The following is a 20,092-nucleotide window of genomic DNA, read 5'->3' as shown; positions in this document are numbered from 1 at the left end:
GAACAGTGAACAAACTTCTTCTCGCAGGCGCGGCCCTGCTCGTAACAGCCAATATCGCGGCGGCTCGCGACATCACCATCGCGCAGAGCTCCGATCTGCGCAGCAGCAATCCCGGCGTCAATCGTGACGGCAATACGGACGGGGTGATCCTGCACATCGTCGAAGGCCTCGTCGGTTACAACAATGGCGGCGAAGTAAAGCCGCTGCTTGCCGAGAGCTTCGAGGTTTCGCCAGATGGCCTCACCTATACGTTCAAGCTGCGCGCGGATGTGAAATTCCATAACGGCAAGCCGCTCACCGCAGAAGATGTCGTCTGGAACTGGACGCGCTATCTGAAGCCCGAAACCAAATGGGCCTGCCTGAATGATTTCGTGGAAGGCGGTGCCGCGCATGTCACCGGCGTCAAGGCCACGGACGCCTCCACGGTTCAGATCACGCTTGAAAAGCCGTCAGCCGTTTTCCTCGGCCTGATGTCGCGGCCCGAATGCGGTTATACCGGCATGATCTCACCGGAATCTGTTGCCGCTGACGGCAGCTTCGTCAAGCCCATCGGCACCGGTCCGTTCCAGTGGAACGAATGGAAGAAGGGTGAATATATCCGCCTCGCCAAATTCGCGGATTATGTTTCGCCTGTAAATGACGGCAAGCCGGATGGCATGGTCGGCTCCAAGCGGCCGCTGGCCGACGGCATCAAGTTCATGGTTATTCCGGACGCCTCGACCGTGAAGGCGGGCCTCGAATCCGGCGTGCTCGACACCGCCGAGATTTCTCCCGATCTCATTCCGGAGTTCAAGACGAATGAGAAGATGCAGCTCATTGTTGCCCGCAACAACGGCAAGAACCTTTTCTATATTCAGACCCGCGACAAGGTGCTGAGCAATCCCGGCGTACGCCGCGCCATGGCGATGGCGCTTGATCTCGATGAACTGGTCGCCGCCGCATCGAACGGTACGGGCGAAGCCAACGGCTCGATGGTTTCGCAGGACTCGGTCTATTTCGATGAGACCCAGAAGAAGCGTCCGGCCTATGACATCGAGGCAGCCAAGAAGGAACTGGAGGCAGCCGGTTACAAGGGCGAGCCGATCTCTATCATCGCCAACAAGCGCGGCAATGTGCCGAGTTTTCCGGCAGCCGTCATGGCGCAGGCCATGATGCAGCAGGCGGGTCTGAACGTACAGATCGAGGTGCTGGACTATGCCACGCAGGTGGATCGTCGCCGTTCCGGCAATTATCAGGTGATCTCGCAGTCTGTCGCGCCGCGTCTCGATCCGGCCCTGATGTATGCATTCTACGTCGGTAACAAGGACAAGAACGCCTCCCTGATGTGGGATGATCCGAAGGCGATCGAGCTGATGAAGGCTGCCTATGTCGAGGCCGACCAGGCGAAGCGCCAGAAAATTTTCGACGAGTTCCACGAACTGATGCTGAAGGAAATGCCCGGCATCTTCCTTTACGACATGGTCGATGTCTGGGGCGCGACCAAGAAGCTCAAGGGTCAGCCGGTCTGGCAGTCGAACGCCCGCCTCTGGGAAGTCTCGGTCGACAACTGATCCAATATTGCCCGCGCCGGAAGCAAAGCCCGGCGCGGGCATTTTCCATCATGACCGTAATGATTTGGCGGCCCCCCGCCGAAGCGTTTGCGTGCGCCCTTAAGGGGCAGGAATGCGAGGACAAGCCATGAACCGTGAAGCCGTGATGTCGATTGCCGCCGAAATCGAGTCAATGAAGCCACATTTCACCACTTTGAGCGACAGCATCTGGGATTTTGCCGAACTCAAATTCGAGGAGAGGCAATCTGCCGGGGTTCTAGCAAACGCGCTTGAGGAGAACGGCTTTGTGGTCCGCCGCGGTGTAGCTGGCATGGACACGGCCTTCATCGGTGAATTCGGCCACGGCAAGCCGGTTATTGCCTTCCTCGGTGAATTTGACGCGCTTGCTGGCATGAGCCAGATGGCCGGCGTGGCCGAGGCAAAACCGCTTCAACCCGACGCCTCCGGCCATGGCTGCGGCCACAATCTGCTCGGCGTCGGCTCGCTGATGGCCGCTATCGCACTTGCCCGGCATCTGAAAGCCAACAACCTGCCCGGCACGGTGCGTTATTATGGCTGCCCCGGCGAAGAGGGCGGTTCCGGCAAGACTTTCATGGTGCGTGCCGGTCTTTTTGACGATGTCGATGCGGCTTTGACATGGCATCCCGCGCCCTTCAACGGCGTGCGCTCCACCAACAATCTCGCGGTGCTGGAATATTTTTATCGTTTCAAGGGCGTTGCTTCCCATGCCTCCAACGCCGCCCATCTTGGTCGCTCGGCGCTCGATGCCGTTGAACTGATGAATGTCGGCGTCAATTTCCTGCGCGAACACATGCCGCAGGATTGCCGGGTGCATTATGCGATCACCGATGCCGGCGGCAAAGCGGCAAATGTGGTGCAGGCAAAGGCCGAAGTGCTCTATCTGATCCGCGCACCTGAAATGCGCCAGGCGCTCGATCTCGCAGCCCGTGTGGACAAGGTCGCGCGTGGCGCGGCCATGATGACCGAAACAGAGGTGGAGATCGTCTTCGATACCGCCTCCACCAATCTCCTGCCCAACATCACGCTCGAAACGGCGATGCATGAAAACATGGTGGCGCTTGGACCCATAGCCTTCGACGAGGCCGATCAGGCCTTCGCCAAGGTCATTCAGGACACGTTCACGGAAGAGGCGATCAAAAGCAGCATCCGGCTCTACCAGATCAAGGGCGACGTCTTTTCCAACGGGAAGATCGACGGGTCGACGCCGCTGCATCTCGGCCTGCGCGATTTCGAGGGGCAGTCGCATTTTCGTGCCGGCTCGACCGATGTCGGTGATGTCAGTTGGGTGACGCCGACAGCGCAATGCTGGACGCCCGCATGGGCAATCGGGACCAATCCGCATACATGGCAGGTGGTGGCGCAGGGCAAAAGCCCGGCCGCCCACAAAGCCATGGCACACGCTGCCAAGACGCTCGCATCGACGGGTCTTTCGCTGATGACCTCGCCCGAGCTGCTTGAAAGTGTCAAAAAAGAATGGCTGGAGAAAACCGAGGGCAGTGATTATGTCTGCCCCATTCCGGCGGATGTGATGCCCGGTTTTCACGATTAAGACGTGGCGCGTCTTTCGCGCCCGTCCAACTCTTCCATTTGTCCGTGATGTTTTATCGCAGGCAGCCCAGCAACTTCCGCGAAAGTGCTCAGCAAGCGCATGAGCCCCCTCCGCCCACGCCAGGGCGGAGGGGGCTATCCCCGTTTTCTCTGAAAACTCCTGGTCATCACCGCCTTGTGTGCCGTCTCGCTTCACGGCCACGAAGAAAGCATTGACGTTCGAACCAAAAATGGAATAAATATATCGAACAACAGAAATTCGGTTTCATTATTCCGTTTTCTGGATGTGAGGAGTTAGCGGCGGGCTCTCGGGTCCGTTTCCGGCTGGGAGAGGTGGCGCTGGACACCGAGGAGGAGAAAACAATGAAAAAGCTTATTATCAGTGCGGCTATGTCTGTGCTTTTGGGCACGGCGGCACATGCCGAGACCGTCGGTGTTTCGATGGCCCTGTTCGACGACAACTTCCTGACCGTGCTGCGCAACGGCATGCAGGATTATTCCAAGGAGCTGAAGGGCGTCACCCTGCAAGTTGAGGACGCGCAGAACGACGTTGCCAAGCAGCAGAGCCAGATCCAGAATTTCATCGCCTCCAAGGTCGATGCGATCATCGTCAATCCGGTTGATACGGATGCGACGGCGGCCATGTCGAAACTTGCTGCTGAAGCCAAGATTCCGCTGGTTTACGTCAACCGCCAGCCGGTAAACGTGGATTCCCTGCCAGATGGCCAGGCCTTCGTGGCATCGGAAGAAACCGTGGCCGGCACGCTTGAAACCAAGGAAGTCTGCCGCCTTCTCGGTGGCAAGGGCAAGGCCGTGATCATGATGGGCGAGTTGTCCAATCAGGGCGCGCGCATGCGCACGCAGGCCGTTCACGATGTTCTGAAAACCGATGAATGCAAGGGCATTTCCGTGGTTGAAGAGCAGACGGCGAATTGGCAGCGCACGCAGGGTTCCGACCTCGTCACCAACTGGCTGTCCGGCGGTATCGAGTTCAATGCCGTCATCGCCAATAACGATGAAATGGCGATCGGCGCTATCCAGGCTCTGAAGGCCGCGGGCAAGGACATGAAGGAATATGTCGTTGCCGGTGTGGATGCCACGCAAGACGCTCTTGCCGCCATGCAGGCAGGCGATCTCGACGTGACGGTCTTCCAAGATGCGGCTGGCCAGGGCAAGGGTGCTCTCGATGCCGCACTGAAGCTCGTCAAGGGCGACAAGGTGGATAAGAAGGTCTACATTCCCTTCCAGCTCGTTACCCCGGAAAACGTCAAGGACTACGTAGCCAAGAACTGACGACCCTTTACCGGCATTTGCGACCGTTTCAAGCAATATCGGAAGCAAATGCCGGTTCTGGACGGCAGTCGGCGTCTCAGACGCCGAGTTGAAGCAGGCTAGAATAGTATTTCAGTGAATTCAAAGTGTTACAGCGCTTTTGTGTGTCTTGATCGGCACGGCGCTGTAAGCCTCCCCGGAGGATGGGCGCCTTTTGGCGAAACCTCTTCCCCGGTCATTTTTGTCTATCGTGGAGGATAAGATGGTCGTCAGCCCATCGACAATGGCCGCCGTGCGCGCCAGCGGCGCCGTGCCCAATGCAGAATATCTTCTCGCAGCGGACGGCATACGCAAGGAATTTCCAGGCGTTGTCGCGCTGGATGACGTTTCGTTCCACCTCAAGCGCGGCACCGTGCATGCGCTGATGGGTGAGAACGGCGCCGGTAAATCGACGCTGATGAAGATTCTGGCAGGTATCTATCAGCCGGATGTCGGAGAAATTCGCCTGAAGGGCGCTGCGATACGCCTCGATTCACCGCTTGATGCGCTCGAAAACGGCATTGCGATGATCCATCAGGAACTCAACCTGATGGCCTATATGACGGTGGCGGAAAATATATGGATTCGCCGAGAGCCAAAAAACCGACTGGGCTTTATCGACCATGGCGAAATGTATCGCCGCACCCAGACATTGCTCGAAAGGCTCGGTATCGATCTCGATCCGGAAATGCGTGTCGGCGAACTATCGGTCGCAAGCCGGCAGATGGTCGAAATCGCCAAGGCGGTTTCCTACGATTCCGACGTTCTCATCATGGACGAACCGACGTCAGCGTTGACGGAGCGCGAGGTGGAACATCTGTTCCGCATCATCCGCGACCTCAGGGACCGCGGTATCGGCATCGTCTACATCACTCACAAGATGAATGAGCTTTTCGAGATCGCCGATGAGTTTTCCGTCTTTCGCGACGGCAAATATATCGGCACCCACGCGTCCACCGATGTGACACGAGACGACATCATCCGCATGATGGTGGGGCGCGAAATTACCCAGATGTTCCCGAAGGAAGAGGTTCCGATCGGCGATGTGGTGCTGTCGGTCAAGAATCTGACGCTGAACGGCGTCTTCCATGACGTGTCATTTGATGTTCGCGCCGGGGAAATTCTAGGTGTCGCCGGCCTTGTCGGTTCTGGCCGCTCGAACGTGGCGGAAACGGTGTTCGGCGTTACGCCGGCGTCTTCTGGCACTGTGGAAATCAACGGCAAGCCTGTGTCGATCGCAAGTCCGACAGAGGCGATCCGTCACCGCATGGCGTTCCTGACGGAAGACCGCAAGGATACCGGCTGCCTGCTGATCCTCAATATTCTTGAGAACATGCAGATCGCGGTTCTACAGGACAAATATGTCGCCAACGGCTTCGTGCAGGAAAAGACGCTTTCGGAAGCCTGCGACGACATGTGCCGCAAGCTCCGGGTCAAGACGCCCAATCTTTACGAGCGCATCGAAAACCTGTCGGGCGGTAATCAGCAGAAGGTGCTGATCGGGCGCTGGATGCTGACACAGCCACGTATCCTCATTCTGGATGAGCCGACGCGCGGGATCGATGTCGGGGCAAAAGCCGAAATCCACAAGCTGGTTGGCGAGATGGCGCGCAATGGCGTCGCCGTCATCATGATTTCCTCCGAAATGCCGGAGGTTTTGGGCATGAGCGACCGTATCATGGTCATGCATGAGGGTCGCGTGACGGGCTTCCTTGACAGAAGTGAAGCCACACAGGTGAAAGTGATGGATCTCGCATCGCGGTGAGGCGCGCCGGGATTTCTCGAGGAGGAATGACTATGAATACGAACGCCGCCGCCAACGCAGAGTTGGATGCAAAATCCGGACGCAAGCCGCACAGGCGCATACCGCCCGAAGCAAATATATTTTTCGTGCTGATTGGCATCGCGCTGGTTTACGAAATTCTTGGCTGGATTTTCATCGGCCAGAGCTTTCTGATGAACCAGCAGCGCCTGACGATCATGATCCTGCAGGTGTCCGTCATCGGCATCATCGCCGTCGGCGTCACGCAGGTCATCATCACCGGCGGCATCGATCTGTCCTCCGGTTCGGTCGTCGGTCTGACGGCGATGTTGTCCGCCAGCGTGGGGCAGTCGTCCACATGGCCGCGGGCGCTTTACCCGGGTCTGACCGATCTGCCTTTCTTCATGCCGCTGGCTGTCGGCATTCTGGCTGGCGCTTTGGCCGGTTTCATCAACGGGCAGCTTATAGCACGCACGAAAATCCCGCCCTTCATCGCAACCCTGGGCATGATGGTGACGGCGCGCGGCCTTTCCAAATGGTACACCAAGGGCCAACCGATTTCCGGTCTGACCGACGGTTTCACCTTCATCGGAACAGGTGTCTGGCCGGTCGTGGTTTTCCTCGTCGTCGCGGTTATTTTCCACGTCGCGCTGCGTTACACCCGTTACGGCAAGTTCACCTATGCCATCGGCGCCAACCAGCAGGCCGCCCGCGTTTCCGGTATCAATATCGAGGCGCATCTGATCAAGGTCTATGCCATTGCCGGCATGCTGGCCGGTCTTGCAGGTGTCGTCACCGCTGCCCGTGCACAGACGGCGCAGGCCGGCATGGGTGTGATGTATGAACTCGACGCCATCGCCGCGGCCGTTATCGGCGGCACTTCGCTCGCCGGCGGTGCTGGCCGTATTACCGGCACAGTGATCGGCACCATCATTCTCGGTGTCATGACATCCGGTTTCACGTTCCTCAGGGTCGATGCCTATTACCAGGAGATCGTCAAGGGACTGATCATCGTGGCCGCCGTCGTCGCTGACGTCTACCGCCAGAAGAAACGCGCAAAACGCTAAGCACTCCTCCTCCCGGACCTGGGGCAGGCCTTCAGGCTTGCCCCTTTTTTTGTCCTATCGACAAGGACCTGAATGGCCTTGGAGGGGAGGGGTCGGTTTCAGGTCTTGCTGTTGCGGTACTCGTGAACTGCCTTGCCGAAAGCTTCGAACAAAGCGCGCGAGGGTGCGTCTGTCTCGGCCCAATATTCCGGGTGCCATTGCACACCAACGGCAAAGCCCTTGGCATCGATGACGGAAACGGCCTCGATCGTGCCGTCTGCCGCCGTCGCCTCCACCTGCAGGCGTGGCGCGGTCTCGGCAATTGCCTGCCGATGCAGCGAATTGATCTGGATTTCTCCCGACATGCCAAGATGCTGTGCAATGCAGGAGCCTTCGCGCACATGCACCGGCTGGCGGATGGCGAAGGCCACGTCGCGGTCCTCATGTTCCGGCTTGCGGTGGTCCCAAATTCCGGGCTGTTCCTGAATTTCGGAAGCAAGCGTGCCGCCCAGCGCGACGTTCAGCTCCTGAATGCCGCGACAGATGGCAAGCATCGGAATGCCGCGTTCCAACGCCCGGCGGATCAGCGGCAGGCTGGTGGCGTCGCGGGCTGGATCGAACGGGCCGTCACTCTCCTTTGCCTCTTTTCCGTAAAGAGAAGGGTGGACATTTGTGGCCGAGCCGGAGACGAGCAAGCCATCGACCCGGTCGAGGATGGCATCAACCTCATTGCCGTCCTCAAAGGCCGGAACGATGAAGGACATGACATCAGCCACCTTCAGCGCCGCGGAAAGATACTGGTTCTGCGCGGCGTGCCAGTCGGCTCCGGTGAAATGCCGGATGTCGGCGGGGACGGCGATAATCGGTTTTGGCATGGTGGCTCCGGGGGCGAATCTTCGAAAATTTGTGCGACTGCCAGCGGGCCAAGTCAAGCATGTGTTTCGTCTTCGGAACGCAATATATGCGGCTAAAGTATAAGGCGGCGTCGCGATATTTCAGTTGCAAATAAAATAGCGAAGAGGCCGCCGAAAAAATCCTGATATGGCTGGTTTTCCGGCAATTAATTCTTGGCGCGGGTGCTTGTCAGCTAGGCGGTAACCGTGCTTACTTTGCTGCGATGCCTGAACAGCACGAGGGGAATTCAAGCTGCGGGCAGCGTTGATATCTGGGAGGATATAGATGGATCGCCGTTCCTTTATGAAAAAAGGTGCGCTGGCGGGGGCTGCTGCGACAGCCTTGGCTGCGCCCGCAATTGCACAACAGAATACAAAGATCACCTGGCGACTGACGTCGTCGTTTCCGAAGTCTCTCGATACAATCTATGGCGGCGCCGAGGATATTGCCAAACATGTGGCGGCCGCTACCGACGGCAATTTCACCATCCAGCCCTTTGCGGCTGGCGAAATCGTGCCCGGCCTGCAAGCAGCCGATGCCGTATCATCGGGTACGGTGGAAATGTGCCATACCTGCTCCTATTATTACGTTGGCAAGGATCCGACCTTCGCTATCGGCACGGCGATACCGTTCGGTCTTAATGCCCGCCTGACCAATTCCTGGTTCTACGAAGGCAACGGCAACAAGCTGCTCAACGAGTTTTACGCCAAGCACAATCTCTACGGCATGATATCAGGCAATACCGGCGCCCAGATGGGCGGCTGGTTCCGCAAGGAAATCAACACCGTCGACGATTTCAAGGGTGTGAAGATGCGCATTGCCGGTCTTGCCGGCAAGGTGGTGGAAAAGCTCGGCGTGGTCCCGCAGCAGATCGCCGGCGGCGATATCTATCCGGCGCTGGAAAAAGGCACCATTGATGCCGCCGAATGGGTCGGTCCGTATGACGACCACAAGCTCGGTTTCCAGAAGGTGGCTAAATATTATTATTACCCGGCCTTCTGGGAAGGCGGACCGGTCATCCATTCCTTCGTCAATCTGGACAAGTGGAACAGCCTGCCGAAGAATTACCAGACGGTGCTGCAGGATGCCTGCGCTTTCGCCAATACCAGCATGATGGCGAAATACGACGCGAAAAACCCGATCGCCATCAAGCAGCTGGTTTCGGAAGGTGCCGTGCTGCGGCCCTTCAGCCAGGAAATCCTCGAGGCCTGCTATAAGGCAGCGTTGGAAGTCTATGCCAATATTTCAGCAACCAACCCGGACTTCAAGAAGATCTACGAGGATCAGGTCGCCTTCAAGCGCGAGGGTTACCTGTGGATGCAGCTTGCGGAATATACTTTCGATACTTTCATGATGATCCAGCAGCGTAACGGCAAGCTCTGATTATTCGGTGCGGCGGACCGGACAAAAGCCTCGGGGACTTCGGTCCCCGGGGTTTTTGTTGTGCCGTCGCGCCTGCATCCGCCCGCCAGGAAAGGGCGATTGACGATCAGGGCTGTCGGAAGCAAAAGCCGCAGGCTCAGTGACCAGGCTCAGTGACCAGGCGCAGTCTCGGCAATGATTTGCCACGCTGACCTCGGAAAAACCGGACAGGCTGGTCGATGACTGTCAGGTTCAATTTCAACACAGAGTAAATGGAAGGCAGGGGTGCAACCCTGTCTTCCGTTCAGCAACGATAAGTTCTCCGAAAAATCCTTAAAAGACGCCGGTTAAGGCCCGATCTTCGGTGGTTCACCGAGGTTAGGCATGCCTGGCAACCCACCCGGCTGGCCTCCTGGCAGGCCGAAATTGGGCATGGTGTTGCCGCCCTGATTGCCGAAGGCAGGCACTTCGATCTTGATGGAGTTGAGGTCCACCTGGGGTGCTTTATCCAACCAGTAGGTGACGGATTCCGGCCAGAAGATCACGATGGCGACGAGGATGAGCTGCATGCCGAGCCAGGGAATGGCACCCATGTAGATATCCGAGGTCTTGACCGTGCGCGGCGCGATTGAGCGCAGGTAGAACAGCGCGAAACCGAAGGGCGGGTGCATGAAGCTGGTCTGCATGTTGATGCAGATCAGCACGCCGAACCAGATCAGGTCGATGCCGAGCGCCTGCGCGATGGGTGCGAGCATCGGGATGACGATGAAGGCGATCTCGAAGAAATCGAGGAAGAAGGCGAGGAAGAAGATGAAGATGTTGACGAAGATCAGGAAGCCGATCGGGCCGCCCGGAATGCCCGACAACATGTGCTCGATCCACAGCGAACCGTCCATGCCCTGAAAGACGAGGGAAAAGCAGGTGGCGCCTACCAGAATGAACACCACCATGGACGTGATGTGCATGGTGGAATGCATACCCTGCTTGACGAGATCCCAGGTGAGGCGGCGGTGGGCTGCGGCCAGCGCCATGGCGCCGACGACGCCGAGCGCGCCGGCTTCCGTTGGTGTTGCAAGGCCGAGGAAGATGGTGCCGAGCACGAGGAAGATAAGCACGATGGAGGGCACCATGCCCGCCAGCACGCGAAATACCAGTGCACGGTTGAGTTCGCCCCGCGCTTCTGGCGGCAAAGCAGGCAAATCCTTCGGCCGCACGATCGACATGAACAGGATGAAGAGCATGAAGATGGCGACTTGCAGGATCGACGGGCCGATTGCGCCGAGATACATGTCGCCGACGGATTTACCGAGCTGGTCGGCAAGAACGATCAGCACGAGCGAAGGCGGAATGACCTGCGTGATGGTGCCCGACGCGGCGATGACGCCGGTGGCGAGGCGCGGATTGTAACCATATTTCAGCATGATCGGCAGCGAGATGACGCCCATGGTGATGACGGAGGCGGCAACCGTGCCGGTGATCGCGCCAAGGATTGCGCCGACGATGATGACGGCATAGGCGAGGCCGCCCGGAATGGCGCCGAACAGCTTGCCCGTGCCTTCAAGCAAATCTTCGGCAAGCCCGCATCGCTCCAGAATAGCGCCCATGAAGGTGAAGAACGGAATGGCGAGCAGCAGGTCGTTCGAGACGATACCGAAGATGCGCAGCGGCAAGGCCTGAAGGAAGGCCGGCGAAAAATGCTCGGTGAAGATGCCGATGACGCCGAAAACCAGACCGACGGTGGCAAGAGAGAAAGCAACCGGAAATCCGTAGAGCATGAAGATGATCATGCCGAGGAACATCAGTGGCGGAAGAATTCCATATTCGAACATTGGAAATATCCTGAAGGTTCAGATCGCGGCGATCATTGCAGGGGTTTTTCGTACTTCGTATCGAGCGCATAAAGCCCGTTGAGGGCGCCGATGCGCTTGATGAGTTCGGAAAATCCCTGAAGAACCAGAAGGGCGAAACCGGCGAAGATGATGAGTTTCACCGGCCAGCGGATAAGCCCGCCGGCATTGGAGGACATTTCGTTCTGATGCCAGGAAAGCATGAACATCGGCCAGGAAAGCCAGGCCAGATAAAAGCATGCGGGCATAAGAAAAAGTACGATGCCGATGATGTCCACCCACAGGCGCGTGCGAGACGAGATAGCCCCGTAGATGATGTCCACCCGCACATGTTCGTTCATGCGCAGCGTGTAGGAGGCACCCACCAGCACGATGAAGGCAAACATGTACCACTGGATTTCGAGCCAGCCGTTTGAACTATAATTGAAGGTATAACGCACCATGGCGTTTCCGGCGCTGACGAGGCAGCAGACAAGCACCAGATAACCGGCGACCTTGCCCAGAGCTTCGCTGACAAGGTCGATCAGCGCACTTAATTTCAAAAGCGGTTTCATGACTTTCCCCTCTTCCCTTGCCGGGCCCTTTGCGGGTTATGGTGGCAAGCAAGCCGGTCGGCCATCGTGACGGGCACGCCTCCACGCGTATCCGCACAGCCAAATTCCGGCGTTCCTCCCCACAGAATCCCGTGTATGGGCAGGCTGTCCGAAAAGCAACCGAAACCACTATTAAACCGGCCGCATGGCCGCCGTTTTCAACCGTTTACAAAAGAATGTTGCACGACGGCACGCTTTGCACGGCATACCGTTTGCCCCGCTTGTCATCGATGTTCTTTCGTGTGGAACGCATTGCACTTTTCGCCGACTTCATGTTACCTCTGGCTCCGGCATGGGCCCGTTATCTTCCGCAGGGCAAATTGTCTTGTGCGGCGGGTATGGCGGATGGAGCAGAAGGGGAAGCGGAATGAGCGAACACCACACAGGTCCGGTCGAAGTTGGCGCCGAGATGAACTACGCCGAGCATGAAAAGACCTACAACGCTTTTCTTGCCATGACGAAGTACGGCACGATGCTGGTCTGCGTGCTGATGCTGGCCATGGTCGCGGGTTTCTTTACGTCCGTGGGTTTCCTTGGCGGCCTTATCGTTTTCCTCGTGCTTTCGGCTGCGGGTTTCATTCTGCTGCGCTGAGCGACGCTGTTCACAAGCGTGTCGCGGCGCGGACGCTGCGATGCCTTGCTACCGGCAAGCCCAAACCCGGAAAGGCGAAGCAATGAAACGCCTGTTTGCCTGGCTGTTATTGCTGGCGGTTATGTCGCATCCCGCTTTGTCGCGCGATCTTTTGCCGTCTGAGCAAGACAAGCTGCAAACACAGATTGAGCGGTTCAGCGCTGCCTTGAATGCGCAGGATTTTGATTTTGTCGGCCGGACGGTGCCGCCGAAAATCTTTGAGTTCATTGCAAACGACGCGGGTGTTTCCGTCGGGCAGTTGCGTAGCGCTCTGACCACGCAGATGCAAATGGCGCTTGCAGCGGTCAAGATCACCGAATTCACCATGGACACGGCGGCGATCAGCGTGCAGCAGACGCCTGATGGAACGCCCTATGCGCTCGTTCCGACGAAAACGGTGATGGAAACCGGCGGCCAGACGATCGAAGCGAAATCCCATACCCTGGCGCTTATCGACGGTACGCAATGGTATTTGCTGCGTGTGAGCGATCAGCAGCAGGTGACCATCCTGCGAAAGGTCTATCCATCCTTCGCCACGGTGGAGTTTCCGGAAGATTCCGTACAGCAGGTGAAATAGCGCGCAGGCGTCCGCTAAACCGTAGAAACTCTAACCGGCTTGAAACCGGATTTCCGCATTTTCAGGAAAAACGCCCCGGACGGAACGGATCGACCGATATTGCGGTCTCCTCGCCGTTTGCCAGTTGGGTCACGAGGCGGGCGGTAGCTGCCGATTGCGTCAGCCCCAGATGGCCGTGGCCAAAGGCATAGATGACGGAAGGTGTGGTGCGCGCCGTGCCGATGACGGGAAGACAGTCCGGCATCGAAGGGCGGAACCCCATCCATTGCTGGCCGCCTTCAACCTTGAGGCCGGGCAGGAAACGACCGGCTTTTTTGAGCATGGCCTCGGATCGCTTGAAATTCGGCTTCAACTCCAGACCGCCCAACTCGACTGCGCCGCCAACGCGGATACCAGACGATAGCGGTGTAATGACAAAACCGTGGTCGTTGAAATAAAGCTGGCGCGTGAGGTTGAAGGCGCCGGCGGGCAGGGTGGTGTTATAGCCGCGTTCGGTTTCCAGCGGCACGATGTTGCCAAGTGTTGCGGCAAGCGGCTTGGACCACGCGCCGCAGGCGATCACCACCTTGTCGGCGTCGATCTTGTCGCCGTTTTCCAGGGTCACGATCGTACTTTCGCCGACGGCGTCGATGCGTTCTGCCTCGCCCTTGCGCAGCTTTCCGCCACGGGCGATCACCAGGTCGAAAATGGCACGGGTGAAGTCGTAGGGATCGGAGACCTGCAAGCCATCAGGCGAGAACATGGCGTGGCGGAATTGCGGGGCAAGACCCGGCTGCAACTCGTCTATCTCGTTGCGGGCGACACGCTTGGAAGAGAAGCCTTCCTGTTCCTTTTCATCCCAGTCCTTGCTGGCAGCGTTGAGGCTGGCTTCGCTGTCGTAAAGATCGAGCGTGCCGGTTTTCGCGACAAAGTGCGAGAGCTCCGGCATGGCGGCGACATGGGCCATTTCGGTGGCAGACAGCCGGTTGATCTCGCTGAGCGTTCTCAGGCCGTGGCGAAAGTTGCGCTCAGCGCTGGCGCGCCAGAAACGCCACAGCCACGGCGCGATCTTCGGCGCATAAGCAGGCGGCACACTGAGCGGGCCAAGCGGATCGAAAAGCCAGCGCGGTGCTTTTCTCATGATGCCGGGGGCGGGAATGGGGATGATTTCGGGAAAGGCGAGGATGCCGGCATTACCGGAGCTTGCGCCCCGGGCAACTTCACCGCGCTCCAGAAGAAAGACCTCACGCCCGGCATTTTGCAGGTAAAGCGCCGCCATGGAACCGATAATGCCGGTGCCGATCACCAGCACGTCGCATTTCAGGGTTTTGGTCATCGGCGCTCCTGCAACACAAATCTTTCAAGCCCGCCATAACAATGAATGCCGTACCGATGAAAGCCCGTATCGCTCTGCGGCGGCAGAAATATCAGCACTGTGGCAAATAAGCGGTTCTCATCCGGTGCGGACGGGTTGGTAAAGGCAGCTCGGTCTGGAGTATTCTTGCCAACAGTTTCGGTCATTGGACCAATAGTTATGGGTCATCATTAATTGCTATTTAACGGTGTCCGGCTAGGTTTCGCGTACACGCAGACCGATCCTTTATTTTCATCTCTTTGGCATCGAGGAGGAAAGGTCCGCATACAAGTTATTGTTGGGAGTTCAAAGACATGTCTCAATTTTTCAAACTCGGTACGGACGCATCTGCGGTACTTGATGCCCTAAGCCGCTCGCAAGCCATCATCGAGTTCGATCTGACTGGCAAAATTCTGAAAGCGAACGACAATTTCTGCAAGGCGGTCGGCTATCAGCAATCAGAAATCATCGGACGCCCCCATAGCATGTTCCTGTCTCCCGAAGATGCAGCGTCACCCGAATACAAGGCCTTCTGGGCGAAACTCTCACGCGGCGAATACGATCAGGGCCAATATCGGCGGCGGTCGAAAACCGGCGACGACATCTGGATTGAAGCCTCCTACAATCCGGTTTTTCGTTTCGGCAAACCTTACAAGGTGGTCAAGATCGCTTCCGATATCACGGCGACGAAGCGCCGAAGCACCGAGGATAACGGCAAGCTGGCAGCGCTTTCGCGTGCGCAGGCGATGATCGAGTTCACTCCCGAGGGGAAAATTCTCTCCGCGAATGAAAACTTCCTGACAGCACTCGGCTACACGGCGGAAGAGATCATCGGCAATCATCATTCGATGTTTTGCGAGCGTGGCTACGTGCAGTCCGAAGAGTACCGCAATTTCTGGAAAGATCTTAGTAAGGGAGAGTTCTCGACCGGTCAGTTCATGCGGCTTGGCAAGAACGAAAAACGCGTCTTCATCCAGGCGTCCTACAACCCGATCATCGACGAGTGGGGAAAAGTCGTCAAGGTGGTGAAATTCGCCTTCGATATAACGGACCGCGTGCATGCGGTGGAAGAACTGGGCGCTGCGCTTGAGCGTCTTTCCCAGTGCAACATCCGCGTCACGCTCGACAAGCCTTTCGTGGGTGAGTTCGAGGGGCTGAGACGGGATTTCAACAAGTCCATCGCCGAATTCCAGAAAACCCTGGAAAATGTTCTTGGGCAGACCGATGACCTGACCAGAAGCAGCCAGGAAGTCAGCGAAGCCTCTGTTCATCTCGCCGAAAGATCGCGTGAGCAGGCCGTGGCGCTGGAGGAAACCTCGGCGGCGCTGGAAGAAATCACCGCGACTGTACGGGCATCGACGGAAAACACCAAGGAAACCCGAAAACTCGTTCAGAGTGCGCGGACGTCAACGGCGGCTTCCACCGAAGTCGTTGGGCGTACCGTCAACGCCATGCAGCGCATCGAGACGGCATCGCGGGAAATCAGCCAGATTATCGGCGTTATCGATGAAATCGCCTTCCAGACCAACCTTCTTGCCCTGAATGCGGGCGTCGAAGCCGCGCGCGCGGGCGATGCGGGCAAGGGTTTTGCGGTCGTGGCACAGGAGGTGCGCGAACTTGCGCAACGCTCCGCCAGTGCCGCCAAGGAAATCAAGGCGCTCATCAACAATTCCGGCACCGAGGTTATGGAAGGCGTGCGGCTTGTCGGCGAGACGGGTGAGGCGCTGAAGCAGATCGATGCGCTGGTGAAGCACATTGACGGCAATGTCGATATGATCGCCAAGGCCGCCGATGAACAGGCCTTAGGCATCAGCGAAATCAACCGTGCAGTCAACCAGCTCGACCGGATGACGCAGGAAAACGCGGCGATGAGCGCGCGCACGACCGCCATTAGCGCTACCCTTGCCCAGGGTGCGGATGTGCTGGCGCAACTGGTCAGCCTGTTCAAACTGAACCGCCGCGCGACCCAGCGCGACGACGGGGCATCCATTTCATCCAACTCGTCGCGGACGAGCCACAGTGTGAAACTGTCGGGAAGGAAAGCAGCCTGACGGATCGGCGACAGCCTGCTTCCACGTGAGCCTATTGTCATGCGGATGCCCGTCGCCGGGCATCCGTTTTTTATGCCCGCAGGGCAGGCCTGTTGATGCCGAGATGGTCGCGCAACGTCGAGCCTTCGTATTCCTTGCGGAACAGGCCACGTTCCTGCAAGAGCGGCACGACTTCGCGGTTGAATTCTTCCAACCCACCGGGGAAGAAGGGCGGCATGACGTTGAAGCCGTCTGCTGCGCCGTTCTCGAACCACTCCTGCATGCGATCCGCAACGTCCTTGGCCGTGCCCATGACGATATGGTGGCCACGACCAGCTGCAACGCGCAGCGCCAGTTCCCGGATCGTCAACTTTTCGCGGCGCGCCAGTTCGGTCAAAAGTTCGGCGCGGCTGCGCAACTGGTCGGAAATAGGCAGGTCCGGCAGCGGGCCGTCGAGATCATACTCGGTAAGGCTATGGCCGATGCGTTCCTCAAGCAACGGCATGGCGCTCTTGATATCGGTCCAGCGGTTCAGCTCCTTCAGCTTTTCGCCGGCCTCTTCGAAGCTCTTGCCGATGATGGGCATGAAACCGGGCATCACGGCAACGCTTGCGGGATCGCGGCCGAATTTCTCCACTCGCGCCTTTAGGCTGGTGTAGAAGGCCTGCGCCTCGGAAATGGCCTGCTGTGCGGTGAAGACGATATCGGCAGTGCGGGCGGCGAGATCCTGCCCCGGGCCGGAGGAGCCTGCCTGAATGAGAACCGGGTGACCCTGCGGCGAACGCGGAATGTTCAGCGGCCCCTTCACCGTGAAATATTTGCCTTCGTGATCGAGAATATGGACCTTCTGCGGATCGACGTAGCGGCCGCCTTCCTTGTCCTTGACGAAGGCGTCGTCGTCCCAGCTGTCCCACAGGCCACGCACGACGTTCACATATTCTTCCGCAACGGCATAACGCTCGTCATGCTCGGGATGGCTCTTGGAGAAGTTCGCCGCCGTGCGGGCATAGGAGGTGGTAACGATGTTCCACGCCGCACGCCCGTGGCTGAGATGGTCGATGGAGGCGAAGGCGCGTGCGGTGTGGTAGGGCTCACCATAGGTTGTGGAGGCGGTGGCGGCCAGTCCGATCTTGTTTGTCACCATGGCAAGCGCCGCAAGCAGGGTAAGCGGCTCGAAACGGGCGATCATCGAGGGATGGGCGTCGACGCCGCTTGTGAGGCCATCGGCCAGAAAGACCATGTCGAACTTGGCATCTTCGGCCATTTTCGTGACACGGGTCAACAGGTCGAAATTCTCGCTGCCGGCTTCCGCATCCGGGTGACGCCAGCCGGAAACGTGGTGGCCGGCTCCTTGCAGGAACAGGCCAAGATGCATCTGTCTTTTGCGGGTATTCGTGGTCATGGTGATCATGCCTTTATTTCGGTCGTGTTATATTTGCGTTGCCAGAAGCGCTTCTAGCTTCTTGAGGTCGGCTGCGGTTTTCATGGTCCGCACCAGTGCCGGAATTCCGGCGAATTTTTCATTGCCGCCGGTGGCGTCGGCAAATTTTTCCGTGGGGTCATCAATGCCGGGAAGACCGTCAATACGGCGCGACAGTACCGTGCCATCCTTCTTCGTCACGTCGATGACCACGAAACGGGTGGTAGGATCCGGCGAGAGGCGGCGGGCGGTCTCGTCGTGCCGGCGCGAGACTTTTGCGGAAAGTCCAAGCAGGTCGGCGCGTGCAGGGCGTTCGTCGAAATGGCTGATGCCGAGTGCGCCATCCGTCAGTGCGGCGGCGAAGACATATTCGGCGCTGAAACGCGCATCGATGCCCGTGGCGGGTGTGGCCGAACCCACAAGAGCGGCATCGCCTCCCGGGGGAAAGGTGATGACGACAGTTTCGATTTCATCTGGTGCCAGATCATCGGCACTGCGCAGTGCAAGCGCACCAACGGCAACAGGGTGGCTGGCGGTGCAGCAGGGAAATGCCTTGAGCGTCAATCCGGGAGAGACGATCTGCCAAGGTGTACCCCAGCCGGACAGGAGCCGTTTCGGCTGTTCCGCGCCAAAGGCGAAGGCGGAATAAAAGCCGATAGGGTTTTCCAGAAAATCCGGCGCACCCTGAAAACCCGATCTTGTCAGCTGCGCGGCTGTGAGGCCAGCGCGTGTCGCAAGCCCGGCATGCAGGGGCTTCGCATCATAACCAAATTGCAGGCGAAGTCCGGCCGACTGCGTGGCGGCAAGGCCGAGTGCGATAGCGGTCGTCTGCGGGGTAAATTTCAGAAGATGGGCAATGGCCGCCGCTGCACCGATGGGTCCGAGGGTCGCGGTGGCGTGGAAGCCATTTTCGTAATGCTTGGTGCCGAGCGACAGGCCAAGCCTCGCCATGGTTTCCAGCCCGACAATATAGGCGGCGATAAATGCATCCGCCGTAGAGCCTTCCTCGACCGCAACAGCCAATAGAGCGGGAACGATGGCGACGGTGGGGTGGCCGCGCACGCTGCCATGGACGTCGTCATAATCCAGCACGTGCCCCGCATGACCATTGATGAGTGCGGCGGTGAAAGCATCCGTGCGCAGATCATGGCCGACAATGCCCGCCGTGCCGGATGTACCTGACGTAAAGCTGTCGATGAGGATTTTAGTGCTTCGGTCGGAAGCGCCACCCAGCATACAGGCAAAAAAGTCGATCAGCGCCGTGCGGGCGATCGTCACAGCCTCTTCGTCGCGGAGCGGATCAGAGGCGGCGATGGCTTCTGCCAGATGAAGGGTGAGTTTTCCGTCGGCGGTCATGGCGTCAGATCCCTTCGCCGTCGGCGACCCGTGCCACCTGTCCGCCGAGGCCCTTTACAAAGGCGTTGATACGCGGATTGGTCGACTTGTAGAAGATATGCTCCGGCGTGCCCTGATCAACGATCAGGCCGTTTTCCGTGAAGACGATATTGTCGCTGATTTCCTCGGCGAAGCGCATTTCGTGTGTCACGAGAATGCTGGTCATGCCGTCATTGACGAGATCGCGGATGACGGCGAGCACTTCGCCCACGGTTTCCGGATCAAGTGCGGAGGTAACCTCGTCGAACAGCACCAATTCAGGCCGCATGGCAAGCGCGCGGGCAATGGCCACACGCTGCTGCTGGCCGCCGGACAGCTGACCGGGATAGGCATCCACCTTCTGCGACAGGCGGACTTTTTCCAGCAATTCGCGGGCATGACGCTCAGCTTCCGCCTTCGGCGTGCCGAGGATTTTAATCGGCGCGATGGTGATATTTTCCATGACAGTCAGATGCGGGAAGAGGTTGAACTGCTGGAAGACGATGCCGATGCGCTTGCGCAGCGTTATGCGCTCAGCTTCCGTTTTCAGCTGATCGACGCGGGTGCGCCCCACGGTGATCTTGCCAGATTGCGGAATGAGCAGGCCGTTGATGCAGCGCAGGATCGTGGATTTGCCCGAGCCGGAAGGGCCGATGATGGAGACGGCGTCGCCCTTGTTGACGGTGAGATCAATGCCTTTGAGCACTTGATTGTCGCCGAAGGACAGGTGCACGCCTTCCAGTTCAACCAGAGCTTTGGCGGCGGTTTGGGGGGCGGATGCGGACATAGTGTA

The 20,092-nt window shown here is 58.4% G+C and carries 16 protein-coding genes; 9 read left to right on the top strand and 7 right to left on the bottom strand.

The window, feature by feature from the left end; genetic code table 11:
• Positions 1–5: 5 nt before the first annotated feature.
• From ASD46_RS12040 to ASD46_RS12020, 5 genes are all read left to right on the top strand, one after another.
• A complete protein-coding gene (locus tag ASD46_RS12040) occupies positions 6–1,550 on the top strand; it encodes an ABC transporter substrate-binding protein (RefSeq protein ID WP_060642500.1) in 1,545 nt (514 codons plus the stop codon).
• Positions 1,551–1,677: 127 nt separating this feature from the next.
• Complete coding sequence (locus ASD46_RS12035) at positions 1,678–3,120, top strand: M20 family metallopeptidase (RefSeq protein ID WP_003510996.1); 1,443 nt, start codon at positions 1,678–1,680, stop codon at positions 3,118–3,120.
• Positions 3,121–3,482: 362 nt separating this feature from the next.
• Positions 3,483–4,412: a sugar ABC transporter substrate-binding protein gene (locus ASD46_RS12030; protein ID WP_003510994.1), complete on the top strand. Its 930-nt coding sequence runs from the start codon at positions 3,483–3,485 to the stop codon at positions 4,410–4,412.
• A 241-nt stretch (positions 4,413–4,653) separates the two neighbouring features.
• Positions 4,654–6,195: a sugar ABC transporter ATP-binding protein gene (locus ASD46_RS12025; protein WP_003510992.1), complete on the top strand. Its 1,542-nt coding sequence runs from the start codon at positions 4,654–4,656 to the stop codon at positions 6,193–6,195.
• A 32-nt stretch (positions 6,196–6,227) separates the two neighbouring features.
• Positions 6,228–7,259, top strand: a complete 1,032-nt coding sequence (locus ASD46_RS12020; protein ID WP_003510990.1) for an ABC transporter permease — start codon at positions 6,228–6,230, stop codon at positions 7,257–7,259.
• A 98-nt stretch (positions 7,260–7,357) separates the two neighbouring features.
• Here the strand turns inward: ASD46_RS12020 and ASD46_RS12015 are convergent, their stop codons facing one another.
• Positions 7,358–8,113, bottom strand: coding sequence for a gamma-glutamyl-gamma-aminobutyrate hydrolase family protein (locus ASD46_RS12015; RefSeq protein WP_060642300.1), 756 nt, complete (start codon positions 8,111–8,113; stop codon positions 7,358–7,360).
• Between the two features lie 304 nt (positions 8,114–8,417).
• Between ASD46_RS12015 and ASD46_RS12010 the strand changes: the two genes are divergently transcribed.
• Positions 8,418–9,515, top strand: a complete 1,098-nt coding sequence (locus tag ASD46_RS12010) for a TRAP transporter substrate-binding protein (RefSeq protein WP_003510986.1) — start codon at positions 8,418–8,420, stop codon at positions 9,513–9,515.
• A gap of 326 nt (positions 9,516–9,841) precedes the next feature.
• On the opposite strand, the gene ASD46_RS12005 is transcribed toward ASD46_RS12010, so the two are convergent.
• Positions 9,842–11,323 carry a TRAP transporter large permease gene (locus ASD46_RS12005; protein ID WP_003510985.1) on the bottom strand — a complete coding sequence of 494 codons (1,482 nt, stop codon included), beginning with the start codon at positions 11,321–11,323 and terminating at the stop codon, positions 9,842–9,844.
• Positions 11,324–11,355: 32 nt separating this feature from the next.
• Positions 11,356–11,895: a TRAP transporter small permease subunit gene (locus ASD46_RS12000; protein WP_003510982.1), complete on the bottom strand. Its 540-nt coding sequence runs from the start codon at positions 11,893–11,895 to the stop codon at positions 11,356–11,358.
• A 406-nt stretch (positions 11,896–12,301) separates the two neighbouring features.
• Here ASD46_RS12000 and ASD46_RS11990 point away from each other — a divergent pair, with 406 nt between their 5' ends.
• Together ASD46_RS11990 and ASD46_RS11985 are read left to right on the top strand one after the other, a co-directional pair.
• Positions 12,302–12,526: an aa3-type cytochrome c oxidase subunit IV gene (locus tag ASD46_RS11990; protein ID WP_003510978.1), complete on the top strand. Its 225-nt coding sequence runs from the start codon at positions 12,302–12,304 to the stop codon at positions 12,524–12,526.
• An 82-nt stretch (positions 12,527–12,608) separates the two neighbouring features.
• Positions 12,609–13,142 (top strand): hypothetical protein, encoded by a 534-nt coding sequence (locus ASD46_RS11985; RefSeq protein ID WP_035199477.1) that lies wholly within the window; start codon positions 12,609–12,611, stop codon positions 13,140–13,142.
• 61 nt (positions 13,143–13,203) lie between these two features.
• Here ASD46_RS11985 and ASD46_RS11980 read toward each other — a convergent pair whose 3' ends face one another.
• Positions 13,204–14,457: an NAD(P)/FAD-dependent oxidoreductase gene (locus ASD46_RS11980; protein WP_060642298.1), complete on the bottom strand. Its 1,254-nt coding sequence runs from the start codon at positions 14,455–14,457 to the stop codon at positions 13,204–13,206.
• A 332-nt stretch (positions 14,458–14,789) separates the two neighbouring features.
• Here ASD46_RS11980 and ASD46_RS11975 point away from each other — a divergent pair, with 332 nt between their 5' ends.
• Positions 14,790–16,526, top strand: a complete 1,737-nt coding sequence (locus ASD46_RS11975; protein WP_060642297.1) for a methyl-accepting chemotaxis protein — start codon at positions 14,790–14,792, stop codon at positions 16,524–16,526.
• Positions 16,527–16,596: 70 nt separating this feature from the next.
• Here ASD46_RS11975 and ASD46_RS11970 read toward each other — a convergent pair whose 3' ends face one another.
• Genes ASD46_RS11970 through ASD46_RS11960 form a run of 3 tightly spaced genes read right to left on the bottom strand, consistent with a single transcriptional unit; the run spans position 16,597 to position 20,086 of the window.
• Positions 16,597–17,916, bottom strand: coding sequence for an LLM class flavin-dependent oxidoreductase (locus ASD46_RS11970; RefSeq protein WP_003510972.1), 1,320 nt, complete (start codon positions 17,914–17,916; stop codon positions 16,597–16,599).
• A gap of 18 nt (positions 17,917–17,934) precedes the next feature.
• Positions 17,935–19,281 carry an MmgE/PrpD family protein gene (locus ASD46_RS11965; protein WP_060642296.1) on the bottom strand — a complete coding sequence of 449 codons (1,347 nt, stop codon included), beginning with the start codon at positions 19,279–19,281 and terminating at the stop codon, positions 17,935–17,937.
• Positions 19,282–19,285: 4 nt separating this feature from the next.
• Positions 19,286–20,086, bottom strand: a complete 801-nt coding sequence (locus tag ASD46_RS11960; protein WP_060642295.1) for an amino acid ABC transporter ATP-binding protein — start codon at positions 20,084–20,086, stop codon at positions 19,286–19,288.
• Positions 20,087–20,092: the final 6 nt, after the last annotated feature.

The organism is Rhizobium sp. Root491 (assembly GCF_001427205.1).
Lineage (GTDB): Bacteria > Pseudomonadota > Alphaproteobacteria > Rhizobiales > Rhizobiaceae > Agrobacterium > Agrobacterium tumefaciens.
Note: the sequence above shows the minus strand (reverse complement) of the source record. Positions and strands in the feature narration are given on the sequence as shown.